Below are 25735 nucleotides of genomic sequence, written 5' to 3' on the forward strand. Positions count from 1 at the left end.
ACTATCTGCTGATGTTGACCACAACAGAGTACTCTCCAATGACGCCTACCTCACTGTTATAGTCCAGATACACTCTGGCTGGGACGGAGACGGAGCCCACCGTCATCACATTGGACAGGTCTGCCACGATGCGCAGCTGGCTGGCAGAGATGTCCTCCAGGCGCTCCTCGCTGCCTCGCACCACCACAGAGCAGGACTCGGTAGCCACCTCCACATGATAGCCCTCCGGTGCATTGTCATAATCGATGTTGGTCACGTTGAAGGTACGGGTGGACAGGCCGGATATGGTCACCGTGACGACGGCCTCTGTGATGCCACTGACGTTCTCCAGGCTGGAGTCCAGCTCGATGGGTAGGGTGAAGCTGTTGGTCCCCACCACTTTGGACAGGTCGATACTGCCCAGCGAGATCTCCTCTACCTTGGACACGTCCTCCTCTGAGCCGGCGATGGTGATAGAGTCCGGGAAGATGATGGCCGAGGTCACATCCTCGCCGGTGGCACCGCCGCCCGGCGTGTAGTCTACGGTCAGCTTAACTTCCTTCACCACATAGACCGGCATGGTCACATAGGTGGTATCTGTGTCCATGTTGATCTCCAGATCCGTCAGCTCGTTCCCCTCTGCGTCCAGCAGAACGAGAGGAACATTGCCGGAGAAGCGGGTGTTGAGCTCTTCGCCCTCCAGCACCGCCTCCACCTTCGCCACCCTGGAGACCGCCTCCTCCGAGCCACTGATGGTCACGGTCTCTGGACTGATGGTGATCTGGCCCGCCTGGTAGCCCGGGGCGATACTGGCCTTCAGCACGGGCTGGATCTCAAAGGTCTTGGAGTACAGCCGTGCCACCATAACGGTGATAGCGGCAGGCTCCTGAGACTCCTTGGTGATCTCCGCTGTGCTCACGTCCCGGGGCCAGTTCACGTCATACTGGAGGATCTGCTCCCCCTCGGTACACTGGGACACGTTCACGGTCACGCTGAGATTGCGGTTGCTCAGCTTGTTCAGGATACTGATAGGGGCGGTGATCTTCAGGTCCACCGCCGTGTCAGAGACCGCAGTGATAGTGAGCCCCTGACTCTCCAGGATAGTCTCTCCCGTCAGGGTCACCGGTACGTTGTAGATCGTCCGGCTCCCCGGGGGGTCCAGGTCGTTGCGGACGTACATCCAGAAGATCACGGCCAAAAAGACGGAGATCAGGACAAAGACCCACTTGCTGTTCTGGATACGCTGGATCATTCTGTCCCCTCCTTTTTCCCTCGGTTGAACAGGGCGGCGACCAGGGGGAAGAGGTCGCTCTTCTTCTCCCCGTCATCCTCGTCCGTCTTCAGTTCATTGCGCAACAGGCGGTCCAGGGTCTCAGGGGCCAGGTGGCGCTTGAGCATGCCGCCCACCGCCACCGAGATGGAACCGGTCTCCTCCGAGACGATGGCTACCACCGCGTCAGAGTGCTCGCTCATGCCGATGCCTGCCCGGTGGCGCATCCCCAGGTCACGGCTGAGGTTGGTGTTGCCTGAGAGGGGCAGCATGCAGCCAGCCCCCACGATGCGGCCGTTACGGACGATGACCGCCCCGTCATGGAGTGGCGCCTTGTTCCAGAACAGGTTCTTCAGCAGTTCGCTGGAGACGGCACAGTCCAGCGCCGTGCCGGTTTTGATGACCTCGTCCAACAGGTTGGCCCGCTCAAAGACCATCAGCGCCCCCACCTTGTCCTTGGACAGGGAGGTATAGGCCTCCACAGTCTGGGAGATGGCGCTGTCGATGTCGTGGGCGGCCTCTGGGGGCTGGACGAAGACCTTGCTCATCCTGCTGCTGCCTACCCGCTCCAGAAAGCGGCGGATCTCCGGCTGAAACAGGATGACCAGCACCAGAATGGCGTACTCCACTACCCGGTTGAGCACGAAGCTGGTGGCGTATAAGTTGAACTCGGCAGAGGCCCAGATGGCCACCACCACGATCATAATCCCCCGGAGCACCCGCCCAGAGCTGGTCTTCCGCACCATCCAGAGTAGTTTGTATATGACGATAGACAGGATCGCGATATCCACCAGGTCGGACAGGCGAATGGTCTGAACGACTGCCGGCATCCTCTGTATGAGTTCGCTCATGGAATCTCCTCTTTTCAAAAGGCCCGCATGGGTCTGCCCAATTACCTATTTGATAATTATACGATATTCCGCGGAAGTTGGCAACATGAAACGAGAAGGAAAGAATGAAAATTTCATGAATATGTCTCCCGTCACCCCTGACGCCGGATAGGCTGCAGGGCAGGGCCTGCCCTGGGCTCCGGCCGTTCCGGCAGGAGCCGGACAGAAAAAATGCCAGGGATCTCTCTTCAAGATCTCTGGCATTTGACGCCTTGTAAGGTCTTACGGCTTTTCGCTGAGGATCTGCCTCAGCTCTCGGACGAAGCGTGGGATCTCCTGGGGGACGTTGAAGGCGGAGACGCTGGCCCGCACGGTCCCGGTCTCCAGTGTCCCAGCTGTCCGGTGGGCCAGCGGGGCGCAGTGGAGCCCGGAACGCAGGGCGATGTCCCGGCGGCCCAGCGCCTCCCCCAGCTCCTCACAGTCCATCCCCGATACCCGGAAGGAGAGTACTCCGGCCTGCTGGCTGGGGTCTTTGCTCCGAAACACCTCCACCCCCGGGAGTTGGGCGAGAGCCTCCCCCATCTGGACGGTCAGGGCCCGCTCATGGCTGCCGATGGACTGTACCCCCTGCTTTTCCACGAAGCGCAGTCCCTCCAGCAGCCCGGCGATCCCGGCGATGTTGTGGGTCCCCGCCTCCAGACGGTCGGGCAGGAAGTCCGGCATCTCCTGCCGGATGGATTCACTTCCCGTGCCCCCCTCCAGCAGAGGCGGCGGGGTCTGTCCGCAGAGCAGAAGACCGGTCCCCTGGGGGCCGTACAGCCCCTTGTGGCCCGGCATGGCGATGAAGGCTGCCCCCAGTTCCTCCAGATGGACCGGGAGGCAGCCCGCTGACTGGGACGCGTCCAGGATGAAGGGGACCCCCCGTTCCCGGCAAAGCCGGGCCAGCTCCTGGATGGGGAGGATCATTCCAAACACATTGGATACATGGGTGAATACAGCCGCAGTCACCTCCGGGGTCAGGGCCTTTCGGAATGCCTCCACGGTCTCCTCCGGCCGGAACAGTTGTCCGGCCGCCACCCGGACCGTCACATCCGGGATGGCGTGGAGCGGCCGGGTGACCGCGTTGTGCTCATATCCGGAGATGACCACTGTCCCTCCCGGACGAACCAGGGCCTTTATGGCGATATTCAGGCCGTGGGTGGCATTGTTGGTAAAGACCACCTGTTCCGGCTTGGGGACCTGGAACAGGCGGGCTGCCGCCTCCCGGCAGGCAAAGGCCGCTGCTGCTGCGTCCATGGCCGGCTTGTGACCACCTCGGCCCGGACTGGCATAATGTGAGATGGCGTAGGAGCAGGCGCGGGCGACCGCAGGCGGCTTTTGCAGAGAGGTGGCCGCGCTGTCCAGATAGATCACAGCTGCACCTCCTTGTAGCTGCCGTCTCCCGCCGTGATATAGACCCGGCGGGGGTCCAGCTCTGTTCGGTGCAGTATTCTTAACGCATCGGGCAGATTCCGCTGAGAGACCTTCACGGAATGACTGCACCCCTCCCCCGCGATGCTTTTAGGGGAGCGCATGATATGAGCCGTGATCCCTGCCCGCTCCAGGGCGGAGGCGGTCCGCTGTGCGTAAGTCAGGGATCGGCACACGATTAAATAATAGAGCATGGCATAGTTCCTTTCCTGGAGTACGGGTGGCCGCAGCCGACGGCGCGGCCGGGAGGGGATACCCTCTCAATACAATGTATGCTGGCAGCGGGCTGCCGGATACTGCGGTCTGGATGCGCCTGCCCTGCATTAAATTTTTTCAATTTTGAATGAAAAAGCATCATTTGACTTTTTGTGTGATTTCCCCTATATTGAGTCTATCAAATCTGAAAAGCCCGTGAGCCTTTCACAAATCATGAAGGAGGAACTTTCTATGAACAAGCAGGTAAAACCCGTGGTCATCGGCACCATCGGAGCCGGCTATGCCGCGCATCTCCACGGCAACGGCTATGAAAAGGTCAGTGGAGTGCCCATCCGCCTCAAGACCGTCTGTGACCTGAACCTGGATCTGGCCAATCAGGTCAAGGAGCGCTATGGCTATGAGCAGGCCATCACTAACTTTGACGATATGCTGGCAGACCCGGAGATCGATGTCATCGACATCGTCACCCCTCCTTTCCTCCACTGCTCCATGGCCATCAAGGCCCTGAAGGCCGGCAAGCATGTCATCTGTGAGAAGCCTCTCACCGGCTATTTCGGCAAGCCCGGCGAGGAGAATGTGGGCAGGACCGAGAAGGCCAAGATGTATCGAGAGGTCATGGCCATCATGGATGAGCTGAAGGAAGTGGTGGACTCTACCGACAAGAAGTTCCTGTACGCCGAGAACTTCGTCTATGCCACTCCGGTCCAGAAGGCCGCTGAGATCATCCGCGCCAAGAAGAGCAAGGTGCTGTTCATGAAGGGTGAGGAGAGCCTGAAAGGCTCCAGCTCCCCTGTGGCTGGCAAGTGGAACAAGACTGGCGGCGGCATCCTGGTCCGCACCGGTACCCATCCCCTCACTGGCATGCTGTGGCTGAAGCAGCAGGAGGCCCTGGCCCGGGGCGAGACCATTACTGTCAAGAGTGTCTCCGCCGACGTGGGCGTCACCACTGCCTGCCTCAGCGAGCATGAGCACCGCCACATCGCCGCCCGTCCCGAGGACGTGGAGGACTACGCCGCCGTCACCGTTACCTTCTCCGACGGGACCAAGTGCCTGACCATCGCCAGTGACACCGTACTGGGCGGCACCAAGAACTACATCGAGGTTTACAGCAACGACAGCTCCCTGATGTGCAACATCACCCCCACTGACATCCTGAACACCTATTTCCTGGATGAAGAAGGCTTGGATGATGTGTACATCTCCGAGATGCTGCCCGCCAAGCTGGGCTGGAACAAGGCTTTCGTCTCCGATGAGATCATTCGCGGCTACATGGGTGAGCTCCAGGACTTCATGGAAACCATTGCCTACGATAAGACGCCCTCCTCTGATTTTGCTCTGGCTTACGAGACCACCAAGATCATGTACGCCGCCTATCAGTCCGCCGAGGAAGGCCGCCGCATCGATTTCTGATCCTACACCTCCTTGCTATTCTCTTCACAGAGCGCGGGCACCGGAAATTCCGGTGCCCGCGCTCCATTTTCCGTTATTCTTTTGTCAGCAGGCAGACCGCATGGGCAGCCATCCCCTCTCCACTTCCAGTGAAGCCAAGCCCCTCCTCTGTGGTCGCTTTGACATTCACCTGTCCCAGCTCCACTCCCATATGAGCGGCCAGATGATCCGCCATACCACCCAGATAGGGCGCTAATTTAGGCCGCTGGGCCAGGATTGTGGCATCCACATTTTCTACCTGCCATCCCTCCGCATGGAGCAGCTGCATCACCTGGTCCAGCAGGGCTAGACTGTCCGCTCCGGCGTAGGCCGGGTCGCTGTCCGGAAAGTGGCAACCGATGTCTCCCAGTGCCGCCGCGCCCAACAGGGCGTCCATCACTGCGTGGGTGAGGACGTCCGCGTCCGAATGGCCCAGGAGCCCCCGCTCATAGGGGATCTCCACTCCCCCCAGGATCAGCTTCCGGCCCTCTGCCAGGCGGTGCACATCGTATCCCTGTCCGATCCGTGTCACTCACTATCCCTCCCTCTGCCGGATGATCGCCTCCCCCACCATCAGGTCGAAGGGGGTGGTCAGCTTGATGTTCTCCCTGTCTCCCCGAGTGAGGGAGACCTTCATCCCGATCCGCTCCACAGCGGCGCAGTCATCTGTGAGAGTCTCCCCGTCCGCCACCGCCTTTTCAAGGGCCGCCCGGATCAGGGACGCCTCAAAGACCTGGGGCGTCTGGACCGCCCACAGGCTGGAGCGGTCCATCGTCTCCACCACAACGCCCCGCTCTGCCCGCTTGATGGTATCCACCATGGGAATGGCCGGCGCCGCCGCCCCGGTAACCGCAGCCTTTTTCAGCACTTCCTCCAGCACCTCCCGGCTCAGCAGCGGCCGCGCCCCGTCATGGATGGCGATCAGCGCCGCGTCCCGGCGGGCCTCCTGCACCCCGATCCGGACGGAGAGAACCCGCTCGGCTCCTCCTACCATCACCTTGGTCACCTTATCCAGCATAAAATCCCTGCACAGCTGGCTCACGGGAACGATCAGATCCTCCCGGGTGACCACAATCACCTCATGGACCAGATCGCAGCTCTGGAACACCTGAAGGGTGCGCACCAGCACCGGGAGTTCTCCCAGGGGCTCCAGAATCTTGTCGATCCCCTCCATCCGGGAGGAGGACCCTGCCGCTGGGATCACCACCGAGCAGATGGGCACCCCTCTGCCCTTTCTCTGGGCCAATCGTTTCCAAATTCCTGCCAATCGGTTCACCTTCCTGCCTGCAAAAAGGGACCATCCGGTCCCTTTTTGCCCGCGCTTCTCTCCCAGCATATTAGTTCAGCGCCGTATTTATGCGCGCTTCCACATCCTCATAGGTACAGCTCTGGGACAGTACGATCTCTGAGATCAGAATCTCCTTAGCCGAGTGGAGCATCTTCCGCTCCCCAGTGGAAAGCCCCCGTTCCAGCTCCCGGAGCATCAGCCCCTTCACCACCCGGGCCACCTCCAGCAGGTTCCCGCTCTTCAGGCGCTCCAGATTTTCCCGGTACCGTCGGTTCCAGTTCTGGGTCATGTCCACCTCTATGCCGGGGATGGCCGCCAGCACCTGGTCGGCCTGCTCCCGGTCCACGATGGGGCGCACTCCAATCTCTTCACTGTTGTCTGTGGGGATCATGACCACCATCGCACGCACCGGGAGCTTCAACACATAGTAATCCCGCATTACACCGTTTACCTTCTTTTGGACGATACTCTCTACGATACCTGCTCCGTGCATGGGATGGACGATCTTATCCCCTACCTGAAACAACAGTCTCACCTCCAAAATAGACCAGAATTTCTGATTTTCCAGTCTTATTATACCAATCTATTCCCTCTCTTGCAAGTAAATTTTATGAAAAATCCACCATAATACCTCCATTCGGCTGCTTTTTATCCCCCGGATGAGCGGCTTTCTGGTCCATATGGCCTCCCCCCGGTCAGGGACCCTGGAGCAGTGCCCTACAGGACCGGATCAGAAAAACAACTCCCTCTGCCGTGGCAGAGGGAGCTGTTTTTCATGGTAAAATAGGATTAGGGCTGAATCACTCCTCGGCAGGAGCGTCCTCCTCAGCCTCGGGCTCTTCCAGCAGTGCACGAATGGACAGGGAGACCTTCTTGTTCTCCATGTCGATGTCGGTGATCTTCACGTCCACCTTTTCTCCCTCAGCCAGCACGTCGCCGGGCTTCTCGATGCGGTGGTCAGCGATCTGAGAAATGTGGATCAGGCCGTCCACACCGGGGACGATCTCGGCAAAGGCGCCGAAGGTCATCAGCTTAACGACGCGGACATTGGCTACGTCGCCCACCTGGTACTGAGAAGTGAACACGGTCCAGGGGTCCTGGCTGTGGTCCTTCATGCCCAGGGAGATCTTCTTCTTCTCCTTGTCGGCGGAGATCACATACACATCCACGGTGTCGCCCACCGAGACCACCTCGGAGGGGTGCTTGATGCGGCTCCAAGACAGCTCGGAGATGTGGACCATGCCGTCCACGCCGCCGATGTCCACGAAAGCGCCGTAGGAAGTCAGGGACTTCACCACGCCGGTGTAGTGCTTGCCGTCCTCGATCTCGGCCCAGACCTTCTCTGCGGCGGCGGCGCGCTCGGCGCGCTGCACCTTGGCGATGGAGCCCACCACGCGGTGACGGGCACGGTTCACCTCGGTGATGACCAGGCGGACCTTCTTCTTCAGCAGCTCGGACATGGGAGTCTCCCGGGGCAGGCCGGTCTGGGAGGCGGGAACGAAGACCCGCACGCCCTTTACGGACACCACAACGCCGCCCTTGTTGTCCTCGGTGACGACGCCCTCCATGACAGTCTGCTCTTCCTGGGCGGCCTCCACGTCCTCCCAGCCCTTGACCACGTCAAGGCGCTTCTTGGACAGGGTGACAACACCCTCCTGGTCGTTGACGCGGACCACAAAGGTCTCGATCTCGTCCCCTACCTTGACCAGATCTTCCACCTTTGCGGTGGGGTCATCAGTCAGCTCGGATACGGGAATGTAGCCGGCGTGCTTGGTGCCCAGATCCACATAGATCTCAGTCGGCGTGATCCCAGTGATAACGCCAGTTACCTTATCCCCCGTATTCAAAGTTTTGATCGATCTCTCCAGCATGTCAGCGAAGGATTCCTCGATCTCCATGATTTCGTCGCTCATTTTGTCACAGACCTCCTTTATTATCCACGCAGGCGTGGATGCGCCCGCAGTGATACCGACAGTCTCTGTCCCCCGCAGAGGAGACAACTCCAGGTCATCTGCCCGCTCGATCAGCTGGACAGATGGACAGACTTCCCGGCAGAGCTCCGCCAGCTTCCTGGTATTGGAGCTCTGGCGGTCGCCGATGACCACCATCGCGCCGCACTGGGCGGCCAGCTGGACGGCCTCTTCCTGGCGTTTTGATGTCGCTCCACATATTGTATCAAAAAATTCTGCGTTTGTACACTCTTTTTTTGCTTTTTTCACGCAGGAATCCCAAACCCTGCGGATGGCCGTGGTCTGGGACACAAAAGTGAGTGGCATTTGGCGTCGGGACGGGTCCTCCGCCAGCCAGTTTTCCAGCTCCTCCGCTCCAGACAGGACCACCGGGCGGCAGCACCAGCCCGCAATGGCCAGCACCTCCGGGTGGTCCCGGGTTCCGATGATGATGGGCTGCCTCCCCTGCTCCTCAGCCCGGGCCACGATCTGATGGATACGGGTAACATTGGGACAGGTGGCGTCCAGGATGCGGACGCCCCGGGCATGCAGGCCCTCGTGGACAGCGCGGCTCTCCCCATGGGAGCGGATGATGACCTCGCTCCCCTCCGGGACCTCCTCCGGCCTGACCACCGCCCGCAGGCCATGGCGGGCCAGATGGTCCATCATGTCCTGGTTGTGGATGATGGGACCCAGCATCACACAGGGCTCGCCGGACCGGGCGGCCCCCTCCGCCAGCTCCACCGCCCGGCGCACGCCGTAGCAGAAGCCGGCCGAATTTGCGATCCTTATCTTCACTGGGGAAGTCCCCCCAGTGCGTGGATGCGCCGCATGATCTCACGGGCGATCTCCTGATTTTCCTCCGCCGTGGCCCGCCGCCCCTGGATCTGGGGATAGTAAGGCTCGCCGATCACCACAGTGGTAGGGCGGAACCAGTGCTTCTGCGCCGGGATGTACATGGGGACGATGGGCACCCCCGTCCGGGTGGCAAACATGGCCGCTCCCGCCTTGGCGTCCACGTTCTCCCCCTCCTCCACGCGGGTCCCCTCGGGGAAGATGAGCAGCTTGTGCCCCTCTTTCAGGCAGCGCAGAGCCGTCTTGGCCGCGTGCATGTCCGCATGGCCCCGGTCCACTCCGAAGATGCCCGCCTTGCCCAGCAGCCAGCCGATCACGGGCACCCGCATCAGCTGGATCTTGGCCATCACCCGCAGAGGGTTCTTTTTCTGAAAGGCGAAAGCCACAAAAAACGGGTCGCTGAGGGCGGTATGGTTGGGGCAGATCACCGCCGCCCCCTCTGGGATGTGCTCCCGCCCCACGGTGCGTACCGGATGGAACAGATTGAAAAAGGGCCAGACGACGAGATAGAGGAATCGGTAGAACTGTTCTGTACTCATTGAGCCAGCCTCCCTTTCACCAGGGAGATCAGGGCCTTCAGGCTCTCCTCCAGTCCCAGCTCCGTGGTATCCAACAGCACAGCGTCCTCCGCCTGACGGAGAGGGGCCACCGCCCGGTTCCGGTCCTGTTCATCCCGCTGGACGATGTCCCGGAGAACGGTCTCCAGCTCCGCCTCCTGTCCCCGCTGCTTCAGTTCCAGCAGGCGGCGGCGGGCCCGGGCCTCCGGCGCGGCGGTAAGGAAGACCTTTGCCCCGGCGTGAGGGAGCACCACCGTCCCGATGTCCCGGCCGTCCATGACCACGTCGTGCTCCATGGCCTGACGGCGCTGAAAGTCCAGCAGGAAGTCCCGCACCGGGGGCAGGGCAGCCACCTGGGAGGCCAGTCCGGAGATCTGGTGGACCCGGATAGCCTCTGTCACGTCACGTCCAGACAAGTACATCCGCTGTACACCATCTGCCCCATAATCCATGCGCAGGTCCAGCCCCTTCAGCAGAGGGGCGATCTGCTCCGGGTCGGATGGGTCCGCCCCTGCCTCCCAGGCCCGCAGGGCCACCGTGCGGTAGATGGCCCCCGTGTCTACATACAAATACCCCAGCTCCCGGGCCAGGGCCCGGGCCAGGGTGCTCTTTCCGGCCCCGGCGGGGCCGTCGATGGCAACGCTTTTTTCCTGCATTTCTTATTTCGCTCCAAAATTTGATTGATTCTCCGCTCCGGTCCGACGGTACTCAGGCCCCTGCTCCCCCAGGTCCTGCCCCAGGCAGGTCCGGGCGGCGCTTTCCCCTGCCGCCCGGCCGGTGGCCCAGGCGATCTGGAGGTTGAAGCCCCCTGTATAGGCATCCACGTCGATCAGCTCCCCGGCGAAGAACAGGCCGGGCACCTTTTTCGACCCCATGGTCTTGGGGTCGATCTCCCCCACCTTCACCCCGCCGGAGGTGATGATGGCCTCCGCAATGGGCCGGGGACCCCGGATATGGATCACAAGGCCCTTCAGGACCTCCAGCAGGCGGCGGCGCTCCCCCTTGGTCATGTCGTGGGCCTTTCGGTCCCCGGGGATGCCGGTGAGGGCGATGACGGTGGGCACCATCAGCCTGGGCACTAAACTGCCCAGGACGTTCTGAAAGTCCCGGTTGGCCTGCTCCGAGAGCTCCCGGACCAGCCGGGCGTCCAACTTCTGTTCCTCCAGAGCCGGCTTCAGGTCGATGACACAGGTGTACTGCTCCCTGGCAAAGTCCCGCATATGGGCGCTGGCGCTGAGCACCAGGGGACCGGAGAGGCCAAAATGGGTGAACAGCAGCTCCCCTTGCTCCTGATAGACCACCTTCCCCTTCTGGTTCTTGACCCGGAGGGACACATTTTTCAGCGCCAGGCCCTGCATTTTTCCGCAGAAGTCCTCCTCTGCCTCCAAGGGGACCAGGGATGGAACGGGCGAGACCACAGTATGGCCCAAGGCCCGGGCCATCTCATATCCGTCGCCGGTAGAGCCGGTGGCCGGATAGGAGCAGCCGCCAGTGGCCAGGACCGCAGCCCGGCAGGGAAAGAAGCCGCAATCGGTCTCCACCCCGGACACCCGTCCCTCCTCCAGACAGATCTGGGAGGCCCGGGCCTGCGTCACCGGGATATTCAGCTTTTTCATACGAAAAAACAGGGCGTCGATGACATCCGCCGCCCGGTCCGACACCGGAAAGACCCGGTTGCCCCGCTCTACCTTCAGCGGGACCCCCAGGCCGGTGAAAAAGTCCTCCACCCACGCCGGCGGCGTACGGGTCACGGCCCCGTAGAGGAACCGGCCGTTCCGGGGCGTGCTGGCCAGCACCTCCTCCGGCGGACAGTGGTTGGTCACGTTGCACCGGCCCTTGCCGGTGATGTACAGCTTGCGCCCTACCTTGGGGTTGCGCTCCAGCAGCCGGACGGCCGCTCCCGTCTCCGCAGCGGAAATGGCGGCCATCATGCCGGCGGCCCCGCCGCCGACCACGATCAGTTCATCGGCCATCGTTCAGTCCTGCACCTTCTCATAGACCCCGTACTCATCCCAGATGTCCTCCAGGGTCTGGAAGGTATGGGCCAGGTCGTCATTTTTCTTCCGGCTCACCGCCACCAGCAGGGCGTTGACCAGGCTGAGTGGGGCCACCAGGGAGTCCACGAAGGAGGCCATATCGCTGCGGGCCTTCAGTGTGTAGTTGGAGATGGGGGCCAGGGGCGAGGCCTCGCTGTCCGTGATGGCAATGGTGGTGGCGCCCCGGTCCCGGGCGAAGTTCATGGCCTGGACGGTGCGGCTGGAGTACCGCGGAAAGCTCACGCCGATGACCACGTCCTCCGCCCCCACCCGGAGCATGGTCTCAAAGACCTCGCTGGCGGTGTTGGCCGCCACAGAGATCACATTGTCGAAAATCAGATTGAAATAGAAGCTGAGGAAGGTGGCCAGGGAGGCGGAGGACCGCACACCCATGATGTAGATCTTCCGTGCGGAGACGATGGCGTCCACCGCGCGGTCAAAGCTCTGGCGATCCACCTCCTCCAGGGTGAGGCGGATCTTTTCGATGTCCGACTGGAGGACGCTGGAGAGCAGATCCTGATCTCCGATCCGGTCATTGGAAACCTCGATGCGCTGGACGGAGGTCAGGCGGTTCCGGATCATTTTTTGCAGGGAACGCTGCATGCTGGGATAGCCATCATAGCCCAGCTCCGCCGCAAAACGGACCACGGTGGACTCGCTGACGCTGACGGTCTTGCCCAGGCGGCTGGCGGTCATAAAGGCCGCCTTGTCATAAGATTCCAGGATATAGTTGGCGATCCGCTTCTGCCCTTTGGAGAAGGTGCTCATATTTTCCTGGATCACAGTCAAAATGTCTCGATTCATCTCGGTCAACTCCTGCTTTTCTCTTTGAGGAAACCAGCTGTTTCAGCTCCTTATGATACCTTGTTTCCCGGAAAAAAGCAAGCCATTTTTGCAGGATAAAAACTTTATCTTGCAAAAAATTTATGTTCTATCCGGTACGGGGCAAAAAATCAGGGCTTTTGCAGCAGGGCGGCCACCTCGCTCTGCTCCAGTCTCCGCCACTTTCCGGGCCCCAGGGTCCGGTCCAGGCAGAGCCCTCCCTCCCGGACCCGTTTCAGGCGCAGCACCTTCAGACCCGCCTGACCGCACATGCGCCGGACCTGCCGGTTTTTCCCCTGACAGATGGTGATGGATAGCTGGGTCACTCCTCCGCTGGTCCTCCCCCGCCGCACCTTGGCCGGGGACAGCGGCACGCCGTCCAGATCCATGGGGCCGGACAGCACCGGCAGCCCCCGGCTCACGTCCCCAGTGACCCACACCAGATATTCTTTTTCCACCTGATGACTGGGGTGGAGCAGCTTCTGGGTCAGTTCCCCGTCGTCGGTCAGCAGGAGCAGCCCCTCGGAGTCCAAGTCCAGCCGCCCCACCGGCCACACTCTCCGTCCGCATCCGGAGACCAGCTCCGCCACCGTCTTTCTCCCCTTCTCGTCAGACAGGGTGGTCACATACCCTCGAGGCTTGTTCAGCATCAGATACAGCCGGTCTCCGCCGGGCCGGACCGGCCGGCCATCCACCTCGATGCGGTCCCGGTCCAGGTCCGCCTTGTCCCCCAGCCGTGCCTTCGTCCCATTGACGGTGACCCGCCCCGCCTCGATCCACTGCTCCACCGTTCGGCGGGAGGCCAGCCCGCAGGCTGACAGCAGCTTTTGCAGGCGCTCCTCCATGCTGACTCCCCCCTCTCTTTCTTTATCTGTTCCAAAGCTCCATAAGCCGAGTCCAGATTCCACCAGGAGGCTGGAGCGTACGTTCCACATCCTGGGCGAACACCAGAGGCACGCAGGCCGCCTCCTCGCCGTTCACCCGGCAGATCATCCGGCCCGCACTGCCGCCGGCCCGGAGAGGAGCCTCCAGCGCCTCCTGGTCCCACTGGAGTTCCCAGTCGATTTTGTCCTCTTCACACACCGGGATCCGCACCGTCTCTGCCGCCTGGATCTCCACAAAGGGGACCAGGCTGCCGGACACGGGCCGCCGTGCCACGGCCTTTCCCTCCTCTGTCAGCGTCACCGCGGCATAGGTGGAAAATCCGTAGTCCAGCAGGGCGGTATGGTCCCGCCAGTCATCCGGGTCGTTGAGGGTCACCGCGATCAGCGTCATCCCGCCCCGCCGGGCCGCGGACACCAGGGTCCGCCCCGCCTTTTCTGTATAGCCCGTTTTCAGGCCGATGCAGCCCTCGTACTGCCACAGCAGCTTGTTGTGGTTAGTCAGCACCCGGCCGTCCACAGTGGCGCTCTTGGTGGCGGCGATCTCCGCCAGTGCCTCGTTCTCCAGGCAGGCCCGGGCCAGCAGGGCCATGTCGTAGGCAGAGGAGTAATGCCCCTCCGCGTTCAACCCGTTGGGGTTGGCGAAATGGCTGTTCATCATCCCCAACTGGGCCGCCTTTTCATTCATCCGTCCAACGAACTCCTCCACGCTGCCCCCGCAGTGCTCCGCCACTGCCAGCGCTGCGTCGTTCCCGGAGCGCAGCATCACCCCGTAGAGCAGCCCCTTCAGCGAGATCTCCTCCCCTGGGCGCAGATAGAGGGAGGAACCCTCTGCCCGGGTGCAGGCCTCCCCCACTGTGACGGTCTCCTCCAGGTCGTGGCCGGACTCCAGCGCCACCAGGGCGGTCATCAGCTTGGTGATACTGGCGATGAGCCGTTCCTCGTGGGCGTTTTGTTCATAGAGCACCCGGCCGCTCTCTGCCTCCATCAGGATGGCAGAGGACGCGGAGGTGCCCACCGCCTGGGCAGTGGGCACCTGGCAGAGCAGAGATCCAGCGGCCAGCGCTGCCGCCAGCAGTCGTTTCAATATGGTCACCTTCCATCAAACAAAGTGACCTTAGTATTTTCCGGGCCGCCGGTTTTCTCTCCCTGCCGGATCCGGCAAATTCTGTCAGATCAGTGCGGTCACACCACAAAGTGGTCCGTTCCCTCCGGGGGCTCGTCTGCTTTTTTCTGCTTTTCCAGGAAATCGGTGACCTTTTCCACCACCTCAGGCACCACCTCGATGACCCGGTCCACCGTGGTGGCGGGAGGTGGATCGACCGGGAGCAGCTTGACGCTGTCCCCCTTGATGATGAGGAAGGCCACCGGCTCCATCTTCGCGCTGGCGCCGCTGCCCCCGCCAAAGGTGTTCTCAGCCCCGGGTTTCTGATTTTTGGTCACAAAGTCGCTCCCGCCGCTGGCAAATCCAAAGGACAGCCTGGAGACCGGGATCAGGGTGACCTCCCCGGTCTGGATGGGGTCGCCAATGATGGTGTTGGCGTCCATCATGCTGCGGATCTTCTCCATTGTAGTGCTCATCATTTCATTGATGGGATGCTGTTTTTCCATATTCAAACCGCCTCTCTCTGCTGTTTATGCCGATTTCGATGGTTCACATAGGTACTCAGGGCCCGCAGGCCGAAGTGCAGCCCCAGCCACAGGAGCTGATACAGCTTCAGGGACAGGGACACCTGCCCCGTCAGCACCGGGGCCGCCGCGGTGAAGTCCACCTCCACCCGAGCCCGGCCCTCCTCCACATGGAACGCCTCTGTCAGGGGCTGCCAGATGCTTCCCAGCAGGGCGTTGGCCTGTCCATATCGGATAGCTGCGTCTCCTGGGTCCGCCGCGCCGATGGTGAGCTTCAGCTCCAGCTGATCCACCCGCAGCCTGCGGCGGAAACAGCCCGCCGCCTCCAAGGCCAGGGGCAGCAGCTCCTTCATCAGCTCCAAAAGTCCGCCGCCGCATGCCTCCCCCGCAGGGTGCTCCTTCCCGGGCTTGGGCGCCTTCTCCTTTTTCGAAGGCCCTGAGCGCCTCCTTGGGTAGAGGCGGATGCGGACAGGCCCCGCCCGGAACCAGGCTCCGGCGCCTCCGGGACCATACTCCCCCACCGCGCCCAGCCGCAGCTGCCCCAGCAGGAACAACAGCAGCAGGACCGCCGCCAGAACGATCCACCCCCTCATTCCGTCTCCTCCTGGGCCGGGTGAGCTGCCCCGTCCTCTTGGACAGTCTGCCCACTCTCCTCCGCCCTCAAACGGGCTACCGCCGCCTCCAGCTCCAGGGTCAGCTGTCCGCTCTCCTGGGAGGCATCCGGCAGCTCAGGCAGCTCTTCCAGGCTGGACAGCCCAAAGGAGCGCAGGAAATTTTTCGTTGTGCGGTACAGGATGGGCCGCCCGGGAACGGCCAGCCGACCGCACTCCTCAATGAGCTCCCGCTCCAGCAGCAGTCCCACCGTATAGGCGCTGTCCACCCCCCGGATCTGGTCCACATAGGCCCGGGTCACCGGCTGGTAGTAGGCGATCACCGCCAGCACCTCCAGCGCAGGCTGGGACAGCCGCGCCGGCTTCCGATTCTCCAAAGTCTTGCGGATATAGGGAGCGAATTCCGGAGCAGAGCACAGCTGGTAGCTGGTATCCAGCCGCACCAGGCGGATACCCCGCCGCTCATAGCTGTACCGGTCCATCAGCCGCTGGGCCACTGCGTCTATGGTGGCCCGATCCACCTCCAGCCCCAGACACAGGCGCTCCACCCCCACCGGCTCCCCGGCGGCGAACAGGACCCCCTCCAGCGCGGCCTCCAGCTCCTTCAGTTCCATGCCTCTTCTCCCATCCTGTTAAAATTCAAAGGAATCCGCTGTGACCTCTAAATGGTCCCCCTGCTCCCCCTGGGTGGAGGTGATGGTACAGTCCTCCTCCGTCCCGGCCAGCCGCAGGCGGTGGGCCTTGCACAGCTCCAGCACCGCCAGGAAGGTGGCCACCACCTCGGAGCGGCTGCGGTTACCCTGGAACAGGGCGCGGAACCGGGTGACCCCGGTCCGGAGCAGCCGGCGGATGATCTCCCCTGCCTTTTCCGACACAGGGTATGGCTCCCGCCCCACGATGCCTTGAAAAGCCGCCACTGGGGGCGGCAGCTGGTGGTCCGCCCTGGACAAGACAGACAGAATAGCCTTTTTCAGGTCCTCCCTGTCGTGGACATAGCGGTAGGTCCTGTCCGGCTGAATGGTCTCCGGCACTTTGGTGATGAAGTCTCTCCCATAGCTGTACCGCCGGTCCAGCAGGGGGGTGATCTCCTTGATTTTCAGATAGTTCTCATTGCGCTGGTGCTCCTCCAGGCTGGCAATGAGCTGCTCCATCTCGCTCAGGGCCTCCTCGTCGTGGATGGAGAGGAGCATCCTCGTCTTGATATAGACCAGCTGGGAGGCCATGGTGACAAACTCGCTGGCTACCTCCAGGTCCATCTCCTTGCGGGCGGCCATCCAGGCCAGATACTGGTCCAGAATCAGAGAGATCTGAATGTCCTTGATCTCCATCTTGTTTTTGCTCAGCAGGTGAAGGATCAGGTCCAGGGGGCCGACAAAGTCCTCCATGTCCTCTGTTTTGGCCTTGACCACCCCTTCCAGGTGGTAGATCGGACTGTCCAAAGCGTTCCCCCCAATGCCTCTCAGAAGAAATAGTACTGCGCCAGCTGGAACGGGAAGGCGGTCACCGCGCACAGGCCGCGGACGATGCCCTCCATGCAGAAGCTCAGGGGCACGCTGAACACCCCCATCCAGGCCAGCAGCACCACAGCCAGGATAAAAAACCGCTCATAGCGCAGGTATTGGTAGTAGATCCGGTCGGGCAGCAGGGCGAACAGGATCTTGGAACCGTCCAGCGGTGGGATAGGGACCAGGTTAAAGATCCCCAGCCCTACACTGAGCACCGCCATATACAGGAAGAAATAGATGGCATAGGCCGCCACCGTCCCCTGAGGCGCGAAGTGATAGATCAGGGAGGCCACCCCCAGGGCAGCCGTGGCCAGAAGGAAGTTGGCCGCAGGGCCGGCCAGGGCGGTGATGGCCATGTCCCGCTTTGGGTGGCGGAAGTTCCGCATATCCACTGGCACCGGCTTGGCCCAGCCCACCCGCACAGTGAGCAGCAGCATCAGGCCGATCCAGTCGATATGAGAGATCGGGTTCAGCGTCAGACGGCCGTTCACCTTGGCGGTGGGGTCCCCCAGCTGGTAGGCCGCGAACCCGTGGGCCAGCTCGTGGAAGGTGATGCAGAACAGGCAGGCCACCGCACCGATCAGCAGCAGAAACAGTTGAAACCAGTCCATATGCTCCAGAAAACCATTCAGCGACCCCATGGCGGCCTCCCTTCCCTGTCCATGGGGCACCCATGGACAAATAAATACTTGTTTATCATACCAGATTCTCAAAGAAAATACAAGACGGCGAATCAGGCAGCTCTTTTTCAAAAAATGCTGCGTAGAGAGAACTTCGGAAATTTACAGAAAGCCGGAGGGTAAGATTTTTCCTTTTGAGGATGACTGGGATCTGCCGTAGAAGGGCGGCCTCTGCCTCCCCACCGGGCCAGGTCCCCGCCGACACGTTTCAAAGTCCATGTTCCCTGAGGAAGCCCTGGATGATGGAGTTGACCTGATCCGGCACGTCCGTGTTGGAGTTGTGCCCCGCGCTCTGGAGCCACACCAGGGGGATGCCGGTCTCTTCCGACCAGCGGCGGTTATACCGTCTCGTCAGTCCCGCCCGGTCCCGTTCCCCGCACAGCAGAAGGGCGGGACAGTCCACTTTGTACGGCAGATCAGCCGCCATCGCCTCCGCCAGAGCCCGAAACCCGTGCCCCGCCAGGGCGCTGAATTCCCTTTTGCTGTAACAGTCCATCATCTCCTTCATCAGCGTCTGCCCCTGGGCTGTCTCCGCGCACCCTCTGGCTCCGGCTTTCCGCAGTATGCTCCAGGGGTAACAGCGGTAGAGCAGCTCGCAGCGCCGCAGTGCCCAGAGCTCTGCCGCCGTGACATACCTCCGTTGAAGCGGGGCGGAATCAATGGAGATAAATCCCCGGGCCTGTCCGGGGAATCGCTCCATAAAGCACTGCGCCAGATACCCTCCCATGGACTGACCGATCAATACAGGCCCTCCCATCCTCTCCCGAACCAAGATCCCGTGGAGCCACTCTGCCTGTTCCATCAGGGAGAAATCCAGGGCAAATGGGCGGGAGGCCCCGTGGCCCGGTGCGTCCCACACCAGCAGGGGCCGGCGGGATGCAAAAAAGGAGAACTGCATCTGGAACAGCCGATGATCCGCCGTCAGGCCCGGCAGAAAGACCAGCGCGGTCCCGCGAGGGCCGGGCGCGCTCACCCAGTATCGGATGGTCCCCTGTCTCGTCTGATAGCTCCGCTCCAACATCTCCGTTTCCCTCCCTTTTCTCCCCGCCGCAGCGGGAACACGCACACGGCCCCTCCGTGCCCGCATGGGCGCAGAGGGGCCGTGCTTCCTCACAATTTCGATAGGATCAAATCCAGAAGCTCCTGTTTTCCTTCGCCCTTCTCAGCAGAAAAGGGAATTAACTTTACAGACTCATCCAACTCCAGCGTCTCTCGAATTGTCAGAAGATTGGACTCGATCTCTCTTTTTTTCAGCTTATCCAGCTTGTTGGCCACAACCACAAAAGGGCAGCCGGCGTCCCGGTACCACTGGGCCATGGTGCAGTCATCGGCGGTGGGCTTGTGACGGGCGTCCACGATCATGGCGCCGAAGGTCATCAGCTCCCGGTCCGCGAAGTAGTCCTCCATCAGGCGGCCCCACCGGTCCCGCTCTGCCTTGGAGACCTTGGCGTAGCCATAGCCGGGCAGATCCACCAGATAAAAGGTCTTATCGATCAGAAAGTAGTTGATATGGACGGTCTTGCCCGGGGCCGCCCCCACCCGGGCAAAGTTTTTGCGCCCCAGCAGCCGGTTAATAACCGAGGACTTCCCCACATTGGAGCGTCCGGCAAAAGCCACCTGGGGGAGCCCGTCTCTGGGAAAATCCTTGGGGGCGGTGGCGGAGCGGATGAACTCCGCCTGTTGGAAGTTGATGGCCATGGTCTCTCCCCCTCTTACTGCTTCAGGCCGATGGACGTCCTGCCCTTTCCTGCAGGGAAGGGTCCCCCCTGCTCGGTGTCCCGCTCACAGGCGGTGCCGGACAGAGACAGCGCTGCAGCCAGCACCTGGTCCACCTGCTCCACAAGGATAAAATGGAGGGCGGCGCGGACCGTCTGGTCGATCTCCTCCAGGTCCTTCTCATTCTCCGCCGGAACGATCACGGTCTTGATGCCGTTGCGCAGGGCCGCCATAGTTTTTTCCCGCAGTCCGCCGATGGCCAGCACCCGGCCTCTCAGCGTTACTTCGCCGGTCATGGCCAGTCCCGGCTTTACCGGTGTATCTGTCAAAGCGGACACCATGGCCGTGGTGATGGCGATGCCCGCGGAAGGGCCGTCCTTTGGGACCGCCCCTTCGGGGAAGTGGACATGGATGTCCCTGTTCTTGTAGAAATCTCCGTCAATGCCCAGCTGAGAGGCCCGGCTGCGGATAAAGCTGAGGGCTGCGTGGGCCGACTCCTTCATCACGTCGCCCAGGTTGCCGGTGAGCTCCACCTTGCCGCTGCCGGGGACCACGTTGACCTCCACCTCCAGCAGCTCACCGCCCACAGAGGTCCAGGCCAGGCCATTAACTACGCCCACCCGCTGGGCGAGTGCCTCCCGCTCCGGGTGGAAGCGGGGCGCTCCCAAATATTCCTCCAGGTCCCGCTCTGTAATGGAAACAGACTTGCATGCTCCCTCCACCAGCTTCATGGCGGCCTTCCGGCACAGGGTGGCCATCTTGCGCTCCAGCACCCGCACCCCCGACTCCCGGGTGTAAGAGGCCACCATCTCCCGGATGGCGCCATCAGACACCTTCAGCTGGGTCCGGGCCAGCCCGTGGCGCTTGAGCTCCTTGGGCAGTAGGTGGCGCTTAGCGATCTGAAGTTTCTCCTCGTCGGTATAGCTGTTCAGCTCGATGACCTCCATCCGGTCCAGCAGGGGCCGTGGGATGGTCTCCGTGGTATTGGCAGTGGTCACGAACAGCACATCGGACAGGTCGAAGGGCACCTCCAGGAAGTGGTCCCGGAAGGAGGCGTTCTGCTCTCCGTCCAGCACCTCCAGCAGGGCCGAGGCCGGGTCACCCCGGTGGTCATAGCCCAGCTTGTCGATCTCGTCCAGCAGGAGCAGGGGGTTGCTGCTCCCAGACTGGCTGATGGCGTTGATGATACGGCCCGGCATGGCCCCCACATAGGTCTTGCGGTGGCCCCGGATCTCCGCCTCGTCGCTGATGCCGCCCAGAGAGATGCGGGCCAGCTTACGATTCATGGCCCGGGCCATGGACATGGCAATGGAGGTCTTTCCCACACCGGGCGGGCCCACCAGGCAGATCACCTGCCCCTTCAGCTCAGGGGCCAGCTGCTTGACAGCCAGGAACTCCAGGATGCGCTCCTTCACCTTCTCCAGCCCATAGTGGTCCTTGTCCAGCACCTTGCGGGCAGCCTCCACGCTGACCCGTTCCCGGGTCTTTTTGCCCCAGGGCAGCTCCAGGCATACATCCAGATAGTTGCGGATCACGGTGGCCTCTGAGGAGCCGAAGGGCTGCTTGGACAGGCGGTTGAGTTCCTTCTCCAGCTTCTCCCGCACCGGCTCCGGCAGCTGGGCCTCAGCAATCTTTTTCCGATAGTCCGCCGTCTCGCTGTCCCCGTTCTCGCTCTCACCCAGCTCGGCCTGGATGGCCTTCATCTGCTCCCGGAGATAGTAGTCCCGCTGGTTCTCCGACATCTGCTCCCGGGCCCGGCTCTGGATCTCCATGTCAAGGGAGAGCACCTCCACCTCCCGGCACAGCAGGCGGTACATACGCTCCAGGCGGCGCACCGGCCGGAGCTCCTCCAGGATGGCCTGCTTGTCACTGTTGCGCATGGCGATGTTCTGGGCGATATAGTCCGCGATATAGCCTGGGTCGTCGCTGGCCAGCACATTGATGAGCAGGTCCGGGGAGATCTTGGGGGCGAGCTCCGTGTAATTTTGGAACATCTCATAGGTGCTGCGCATCAGGGCCTCGGTCTTGGCCGAGGCCCTGCCCGCCTTCTCCTCCGGGATGGCTTCTATCTCCGCCATCAAATAGGGCTCCCTCTGGGTCACGTCCCTCAGGCGGGCCCGGGAGATGCCCTCCACCATCACACGCACGTTGTCCCCGGGCATGCGGAGGATCTGTCGCACGTTGGACAGGGTGCCCACTGTGTACAGGTCATCCCGTTCGGGGCGCTCCACCGTCATGTCCTTCTGGCCCACCAGGAACACCGGCTCTCCGGCAGCCATGGCGGCCTCCATCGCCTTGATGGAGGCCGCGCGGCCCACGTCGAAGTGGATCAGTACATTGGGAAACACAGTCAGCCCCCGCAGCGCGATGGCCGGGAGAGTCTGGATTCTGGCAACAGGATCATGGTCCATGTTCGTCACTTCCTCTCTGGGAATAAAAAGCAAGTCCCGGGAGGCCCGCACAGGATAGGCTTCCGCGGGACATTGCAGCAATGGTCATTCAAATGGGATTCAGCCGGCGTTGGTGCCCACCGCACCGCCGCGCTCGGCCCGCAGGGACGCCTTGCCTAGACGGGGGCGCTGGCGGCGCTCCGGGTCCCGGACGATCTCCGGGTCGGCCCCGTCCGTCACGCAGGAAGCCGTGATTGTCACCTTGACGATGGTGGGGTCAGAGGGGACGCTGTACATGATCTTGGTCATGACCTCCTCCAGCACAGCCCGCAGGCCCCGGGCTCCGATGCCACGGGCCACCGCCCGGTCGGCCACCGCCTCCAGGGCCTCCCGGCTGAACTCCAGCACCACCTCGTCATAGTCCAGCAACTTCTGATACTGCTTCACCAAGGCGTTTTTGGGCTCAGTGAGGATCTGAATCATCTGCTCCCGGTCCAGTGACTGGAGGGTAGTGATGACGGGCAGGCGGCCCACCAGCTCCGGGATGATGCCGAATTTCAGCAGGTCCTGGGGCTGGATCTCCTTCAGGAATTCGCCCACATTGCGCTCCTTCTTGCTCTGAAGCTGGGCGCCGAAGCCCATGCTGCGCTTATCCAGGCGGTTCTCGATGATCTTGTCGATGCCGTCGAAGGCGCCGCCGCAGATGAACAGGATGTTCTTGGTGTCCACCTGGATGAACTCCTGGTGGGGGTGCTTCCGTCCGCCCTGGGGCGGAACATTGGCCACCGTGCCCTCCAGGATCTTCAGCAGGGCCTGCTGCACGCCCTCACCGGAAACGTCCCGGGTAATGGAGGTGTTCTCGCTCTTCCGGGCGATCTTATCCATCTCGTCGATATAGATGATGCCCCGCTCCGCCAGCTCCACGTCGTAGTCGGCGGCCTGCACCAGACGAAGCAGGATGTTCTCCACGTCGTCGCCCACATAGCCCGCCTCGGTCAGAGTGGTGGCGTCGGCAATGGCGAAGGGCACCTTCAGGATTCGGGCCAGGGTTTGGGCAAACAGGGTCTTGCCGCAGCCGGTGGGGCCCATGAGCAGGATGTTGCTCTTCTGGAGCTCCACATCCTCCGCGCCTCCAAAATAGATGCGCTTGTAGTGGTTGTACACCGCCACTGACAGGGCCACCTTGGCCTGATCCTGGCCGATGATATACTGGTCCAGGACCTGATGGATCTCCCGGGGCGTAGGGATCTCGTCAGGGATCTCTCCAGCGTAGCCCTCCTCTGGCAGGTCCACATCGTCGCTGAGGATGCCCATGCACAGCTGGACACACTCGTTGCAGATATAGGCGCCCGGGCCGGCGATCAGCCGCCGGACCTGGTCCTGATGCTTGCCGCAGAAGGAGCAGCGGATGGACTTTTTTTCGTCGTTTCTTGCCATAATGCACCTCATTGTTGTGCGTTCAGATAGGAATCGGAGTGGGAACAGAAGCCTGTTCCCACTCCCCTGTTTCCTTTAACGGTGTTCGATGACCTTGTCGATCAGGCCGTACTCCACGGCCTCCTGGGCGGTCATGAAGTTGTCCCGCTCACAGTCGGCGGTGACCACCTCGATGGCCTTGCCGGTGTTCTCCGACAGGATGCGGTTCATCCGCTTCTTGACCACTTCCAGCCGCTTCAGGTGGATCGCCATGTCGGTGATCTGCCCCTGGGTCCCAGCAGAAGGCTGGTGGATCATGATCTCGGCGTTGGGCAGGGCCAGCCGCTTGCCCTTGGTCCCGGAGGACAGCAGGAACGCCCCCATGGAGGCGGCCAGTCCGATGCAGATGGTGGACACGTCGCACTTGATATACTGCATGGTGTCATAGATGGCCATACCGGCTGTCACCGATCCGCCGGGGCTGTTGATGTAGAACTGGATCTCCTTGTCCGGGTCCTGGGCCTCCAGATACAGCAGCTGGGCCACCACCAGAGAGGCGGTGGTGTCGTTGACCTCCTCGGAGAGCATGATGATCCGGTCATTGAGCAGTCGGGAGAAGATGTCGTAGGAACGCTCCCCCCGGTTGGTCTGCTCGACTACATAAGGAACTAAACTCATAGAATGATCTCCTTTGACTTGGGCAGTGATACCAATAGTATGCCCGCCCGCCCGGAGCGCATACCTCCGGACACAAAAACCTTGGAAATTACTCCGCCTTGGGCTCCTCAGCCTCCTCGGCCTTCTTCTTGCGGGTGGTCTTCTTGGGCTTCTCCTCGGCGGCGGCCTCCTCGCCCTCGGCGCTCTCAGCCTTCTTCTTGCGGGTAGTCTTCTTGGGCTTCTCCTCGGCCTCTTCCTTCTTGGGGGCCTCCCCCACCTTGGCCTCGGCCATCACCAGCTCAGAGGCCTTTCTCAGGCGCAGATCCCGCTTCATATCCTCCACGGGGATGGCTCTCTTCACCTCATCCAGCTCCAGCTTGTACTCCCCGGCGATCTTCTTCAGCTCTTCCTCCAGCTCCTCGTCGGAGATGGTGATGCTCTCGGCGTCGGCCACAGCGGTGAGAGCCAGGTCCACCTCCACCTGACGCTGAGCGGTGGGGCGGGCAGAGGCGCGCATGGACTCGGGGGTGGCGCCCATCATCGCCAGGTAGTCCTCCATCTTCATGCCCTGGTTGGACAGGCGCATGGAGAAGTCCTCCATCAGCTTGTCCAGCTGGACCTCCACCATGGCATCGGGGATGTCAGCCTCCATATTGCCCACCAGCTGCTCGATAACAGCGTTCTCATACTCCTGCTGGGCGGACTTGGTTTTGCTGTCCAGCAGCTTGTCGCCCAGGCTCTTCTTGAATTCTTCCAGCGTCTCGAACTCGGACACGTCCTTGGCGAACTCGTCGTCCACCACGGGGGCCTGGTGCTCCTTGACCTCCTTGACCTTTACCTTGAAGATCACGGCCTTTCCGGCCAGGTCAGGCACATAGTCCTCGGGGAAGGTGATGTTCAGCTCCTTCTCGTCGCCGGCTTTCAATCCCACGATCTGCTCCTCGAAGCCGGGGACAAAGGAACCAGAGCCCAGCTCCAGGCTGTAATTTTCTCCCTTACCGCCTTCGAAGGCCACGCCGTTGTCAAAGCCCTCAAAGTCGATGACGGCGGTGTCCCCGTTCTGGGCTTCCCGGTCCACGCTGACCAGGCGGGTGGCGCGGGTGATGTAGGGCTTGAGCTCGTTCTCAATGTCTTCATCAGTGACGGCCGGCTCAGCCTTGGGGGCGGTGAGGCCCTTGTACTGGCCCAGCTTCACCTCGGGACGGACGGAGACCAGGGCCTTGAAAGTAAAGCCCTCCTTGCCGACCTCCACTACCTCTGTCTGGGGGTAACCCACATCGTCCAGGCCCTGCTCCTTCACAGCTTCCTCATAGGCGCCGGGGTAGACGATATTGATGGCATCCTCATAAAACACGCCGGAGCCGTACATCCCCTCAATGATCTTGCGGGGGGCCTTGCCCTTCCGGAAGCCGGGCACGCTGATATGGGCGCGGTTCTTCAGATAAGCCTTCTGAACGGCGTCTTCAAACTCCTGAGCTTCCACCTGGATGGTCAGCTCCACGGTGCTCTTTTCTTTCTTTTCCACGTTGGTGACCTTCATGTTTCCTTTT

At 61.8% G+C, this 25735-nt stretch carries 26 protein-coding genes; 1 reads left to right on the forward strand and 25 read right to left on the reverse strand.

Features of this window, described 5'->3' with window-relative positions:
* Position 1: 1 nt before the first annotated feature.
* From BN1969_RS13795 to BN1969_RS13810, 4 genes are all read right to left on the reverse strand, one after another.
* A complete protein-coding gene (locus tag BN1969_RS13795) occupies positions 2-1231 on the reverse strand; it encodes a CdaR family protein (protein ID WP_050624839.1) in 1230 nt (409 codons plus the stop codon).
* Positions 1228-2100: a diadenylate cyclase CdaA gene (gene cdaA / locus BN1969_RS13800; RefSeq protein ID WP_050624840.1), complete on the reverse strand. Its 873-nt coding sequence runs from the start codon at positions 2098-2100 to the stop codon at positions 1228-1230. Before cdaA ends, BN1969_RS13795 begins: the two co-directional genes overlap by 4 nt.
* Positions 2101-2361: 261 nt before the next feature.
* Entirely contained in the window at positions 2362-3492 is a 1131-nt protein-coding gene (locus BN1969_RS13805) for an aminotransferase class V-fold PLP-dependent enzyme (protein WP_050624841.1), read from the reverse strand.
* A complete protein-coding gene (locus BN1969_RS13810; protein ID WP_050624842.1) occupies positions 3489-3743 on the reverse strand; it encodes a putative Se/S carrier protein in 255 nt (84 codons plus the stop codon). The genes BN1969_RS13805 and BN1969_RS13810 overlap by 4 nt, the downstream gene beginning before the upstream one ends.
* A 253-nt stretch (positions 3744-3996) precedes the next feature.
* Between BN1969_RS13810 and BN1969_RS13815 the strand changes: the two genes are divergently transcribed.
* Positions 3997-5175, forward strand: coding sequence for a Gfo/Idh/MocA family protein (locus BN1969_RS13815; protein WP_082203603.1), 1179 nt, complete (start codon positions 3997-3999; stop codon positions 5173-5175).
* A gap of 73 nt (positions 5176-5248) precedes the next feature.
* Here the strand turns inward: BN1969_RS13815 and ispF are convergent, their stop codons facing one another.
* The 21 genes from ispF to tig form a co-directional block, all read right to left on the reverse strand.
* Positions 5249-5725, reverse strand: a complete 477-nt coding sequence (gene ispF, locus BN1969_RS18685; protein ID WP_050624844.1) for a 2-C-methyl-D-erythritol 2,4-cyclodiphosphate synthase — start codon at positions 5723-5725, stop codon at positions 5249-5251.
* A gap of 3 nt (positions 5726-5728) precedes the next feature.
* Positions 5729-6460 (reverse strand): 2-C-methyl-D-erythritol 4-phosphate cytidylyltransferase, encoded by a 732-nt coding sequence (ispD, locus tag BN1969_RS18690; RefSeq protein WP_050625488.1) that lies wholly within the window; start codon positions 6458-6460, stop codon positions 5729-5731.
* 70 nt (positions 6461-6530) lie between these two features.
* Entirely contained in the window at positions 6531-7007 is a 477-nt protein-coding gene (locus BN1969_RS13830) for a CarD family transcriptional regulator (protein WP_050624845.1), read from the reverse strand.
* A gap of 274 nt (positions 7008-7281) precedes the next feature.
* On the reverse strand, positions 7282-9228 hold the full coding sequence (locus BN1969_RS13835) for a bifunctional 4-hydroxy-3-methylbut-2-enyl diphosphate reductase/30S ribosomal protein S1 (RefSeq protein WP_050624846.1): 1947 nt from the start codon (positions 9226-9228) through the stop codon (positions 7282-7284).
* Positions 9225-9824, reverse strand: a complete 600-nt coding sequence (locus tag BN1969_RS13840; RefSeq protein ID WP_050624847.1) for a lysophospholipid acyltransferase family protein — start codon at positions 9822-9824, stop codon at positions 9225-9227. Before BN1969_RS13840 ends, BN1969_RS13835 begins: the two co-directional genes overlap by 4 nt.
* Positions 9821-10498 (reverse strand): (d)CMP kinase, encoded by a 678-nt coding sequence (cmk, locus tag BN1969_RS13845; protein WP_050624848.1) that lies wholly within the window; start codon positions 10496-10498, stop codon positions 9821-9823. Before cmk ends, BN1969_RS13840 begins: the two co-directional genes overlap by 4 nt.
* A gap of 3 nt (positions 10499-10501) precedes the next feature.
* On the reverse strand, positions 10502-11815 hold the full coding sequence (locus BN1969_RS13850; protein ID WP_050624849.1) for a BaiN/RdsA family NAD(P)/FAD-dependent oxidoreductase: 1314 nt from the start codon (positions 11813-11815) through the stop codon (positions 10502-10504).
* A gap of 3 nt (positions 11816-11818) precedes the next feature.
* The gene (locus tag BN1969_RS13855) at positions 11819-12682 is read right to left on the reverse strand and encodes a MurR/RpiR family transcriptional regulator (RefSeq protein ID WP_050624850.1); all 864 of its coding nucleotides are present in this window, start codon (positions 12680-12682) and stop codon (positions 11819-11821) included.
* 149 nt (positions 12683-12831) lie between these two features.
* Positions 12832-13545 carry a pseudouridine synthase gene (locus tag BN1969_RS13860; RefSeq protein WP_050624851.1) on the reverse strand — a complete coding sequence of 238 codons (714 nt, stop codon included), beginning with the start codon at positions 13543-13545 and terminating at the stop codon, positions 12832-12834.
* A 22-nt stretch (positions 13546-13567) separates the two neighbouring features.
* Complete coding sequence (locus BN1969_RS13865; RefSeq protein ID WP_082203604.1) at positions 13568-14668, reverse strand: D-alanyl-D-alanine carboxypeptidase family protein; 1101 nt, start codon at positions 14666-14668, stop codon at positions 13568-13570.
* A 98-nt stretch (positions 14669-14766) separates the two neighbouring features.
* Positions 14767-15192, reverse strand: a complete 426-nt coding sequence (ytfJ, locus tag BN1969_RS13870) for a GerW family sporulation protein (protein ID WP_050624852.1) — start codon at positions 15190-15192, stop codon at positions 14767-14769.
* Positions 15193-15194: 2 nt separating this feature from the next.
* Positions 15195-15803, reverse strand: coding sequence for a DUF2953 domain-containing protein (locus tag BN1969_RS13875; protein WP_050624853.1), 609 nt, complete (start codon positions 15801-15803; stop codon positions 15195-15197).
* On the reverse strand, positions 15800-16435 hold the full coding sequence (scpB, locus tag BN1969_RS13880) for an SMC-Scp complex subunit ScpB (RefSeq protein ID WP_050624854.1): 636 nt from the start codon (positions 16433-16435) through the stop codon (positions 15800-15802). Before scpB ends, BN1969_RS13875 begins: the two co-directional genes overlap by 4 nt.
* An 18-nt stretch (positions 16436-16453) precedes the next feature.
* Complete coding sequence (locus BN1969_RS13885) at positions 16454-17260, reverse strand: segregation and condensation protein A (RefSeq protein WP_050624855.1); 807 nt, start codon at positions 17258-17260, stop codon at positions 16454-16456.
* 20 nt (positions 17261-17280) lie between these two features.
* Positions 17281-17967, reverse strand: coding sequence for a site-2 protease family protein (locus BN1969_RS13890; protein ID WP_082203605.1), 687 nt, complete (start codon positions 17965-17967; stop codon positions 17281-17283).
* Between the two features lie 247 nt (positions 17968-18214).
* Positions 18215-19027: an alpha/beta fold hydrolase gene (locus tag BN1969_RS13895; RefSeq protein ID WP_050624856.1), complete on the reverse strand. Its 813-nt coding sequence runs from the start codon at positions 19025-19027 to the stop codon at positions 18215-18217.
* Positions 19028-19116: 89 nt separating this feature from the next.
* A complete protein-coding gene (gene yihA / locus BN1969_RS13900; protein ID WP_050624857.1) occupies positions 19117-19704 on the reverse strand; it encodes a ribosome biogenesis GTP-binding protein YihA/YsxC in 588 nt (195 codons plus the stop codon).
* A 14-nt stretch (positions 19705-19718) separates the two neighbouring features.
* The gene (lon, locus tag BN1969_RS13905; protein WP_082203606.1) at positions 19719-22133 is read right to left on the reverse strand and encodes an endopeptidase La; all 2415 of its coding nucleotides are present in this window, start codon (positions 22131-22133) and stop codon (positions 19719-19721) included.
* A gap of 99 nt (positions 22134-22232) precedes the next feature.
* Positions 22233-23549 carry an ATP-dependent Clp protease ATP-binding subunit ClpX gene (clpX, locus tag BN1969_RS13910; RefSeq protein WP_050624858.1) on the reverse strand — a complete coding sequence of 439 codons (1317 nt, stop codon included), beginning with the start codon at positions 23547-23549 and terminating at the stop codon, positions 22233-22235.
* 75 nt (positions 23550-23624) lie between these two features.
* On the reverse strand, positions 23625-24206 hold the full coding sequence (gene clpP, locus BN1969_RS13915) for an ATP-dependent Clp endopeptidase proteolytic subunit ClpP (RefSeq protein WP_050624859.1): 582 nt from the start codon (positions 24204-24206) through the stop codon (positions 23625-23627).
* 88 nt (positions 24207-24294) lie between these two features.
* Entirely contained in the window at positions 24295-25725 is a 1431-nt protein-coding gene (gene tig / locus BN1969_RS13920; protein WP_050624860.1) for a trigger factor, read from the reverse strand.
* Positions 25726-25735 lie beyond the last annotated feature (10 nt).

Origin of the sequence: Clostridium phoceensis (assembly GCF_001244495.1) — a bacterium.
Lineage (GTDB): Bacteria > Bacillota > Clostridia > Oscillospirales > Oscillospiraceae > Lawsonibacter > Lawsonibacter asaccharolyticus.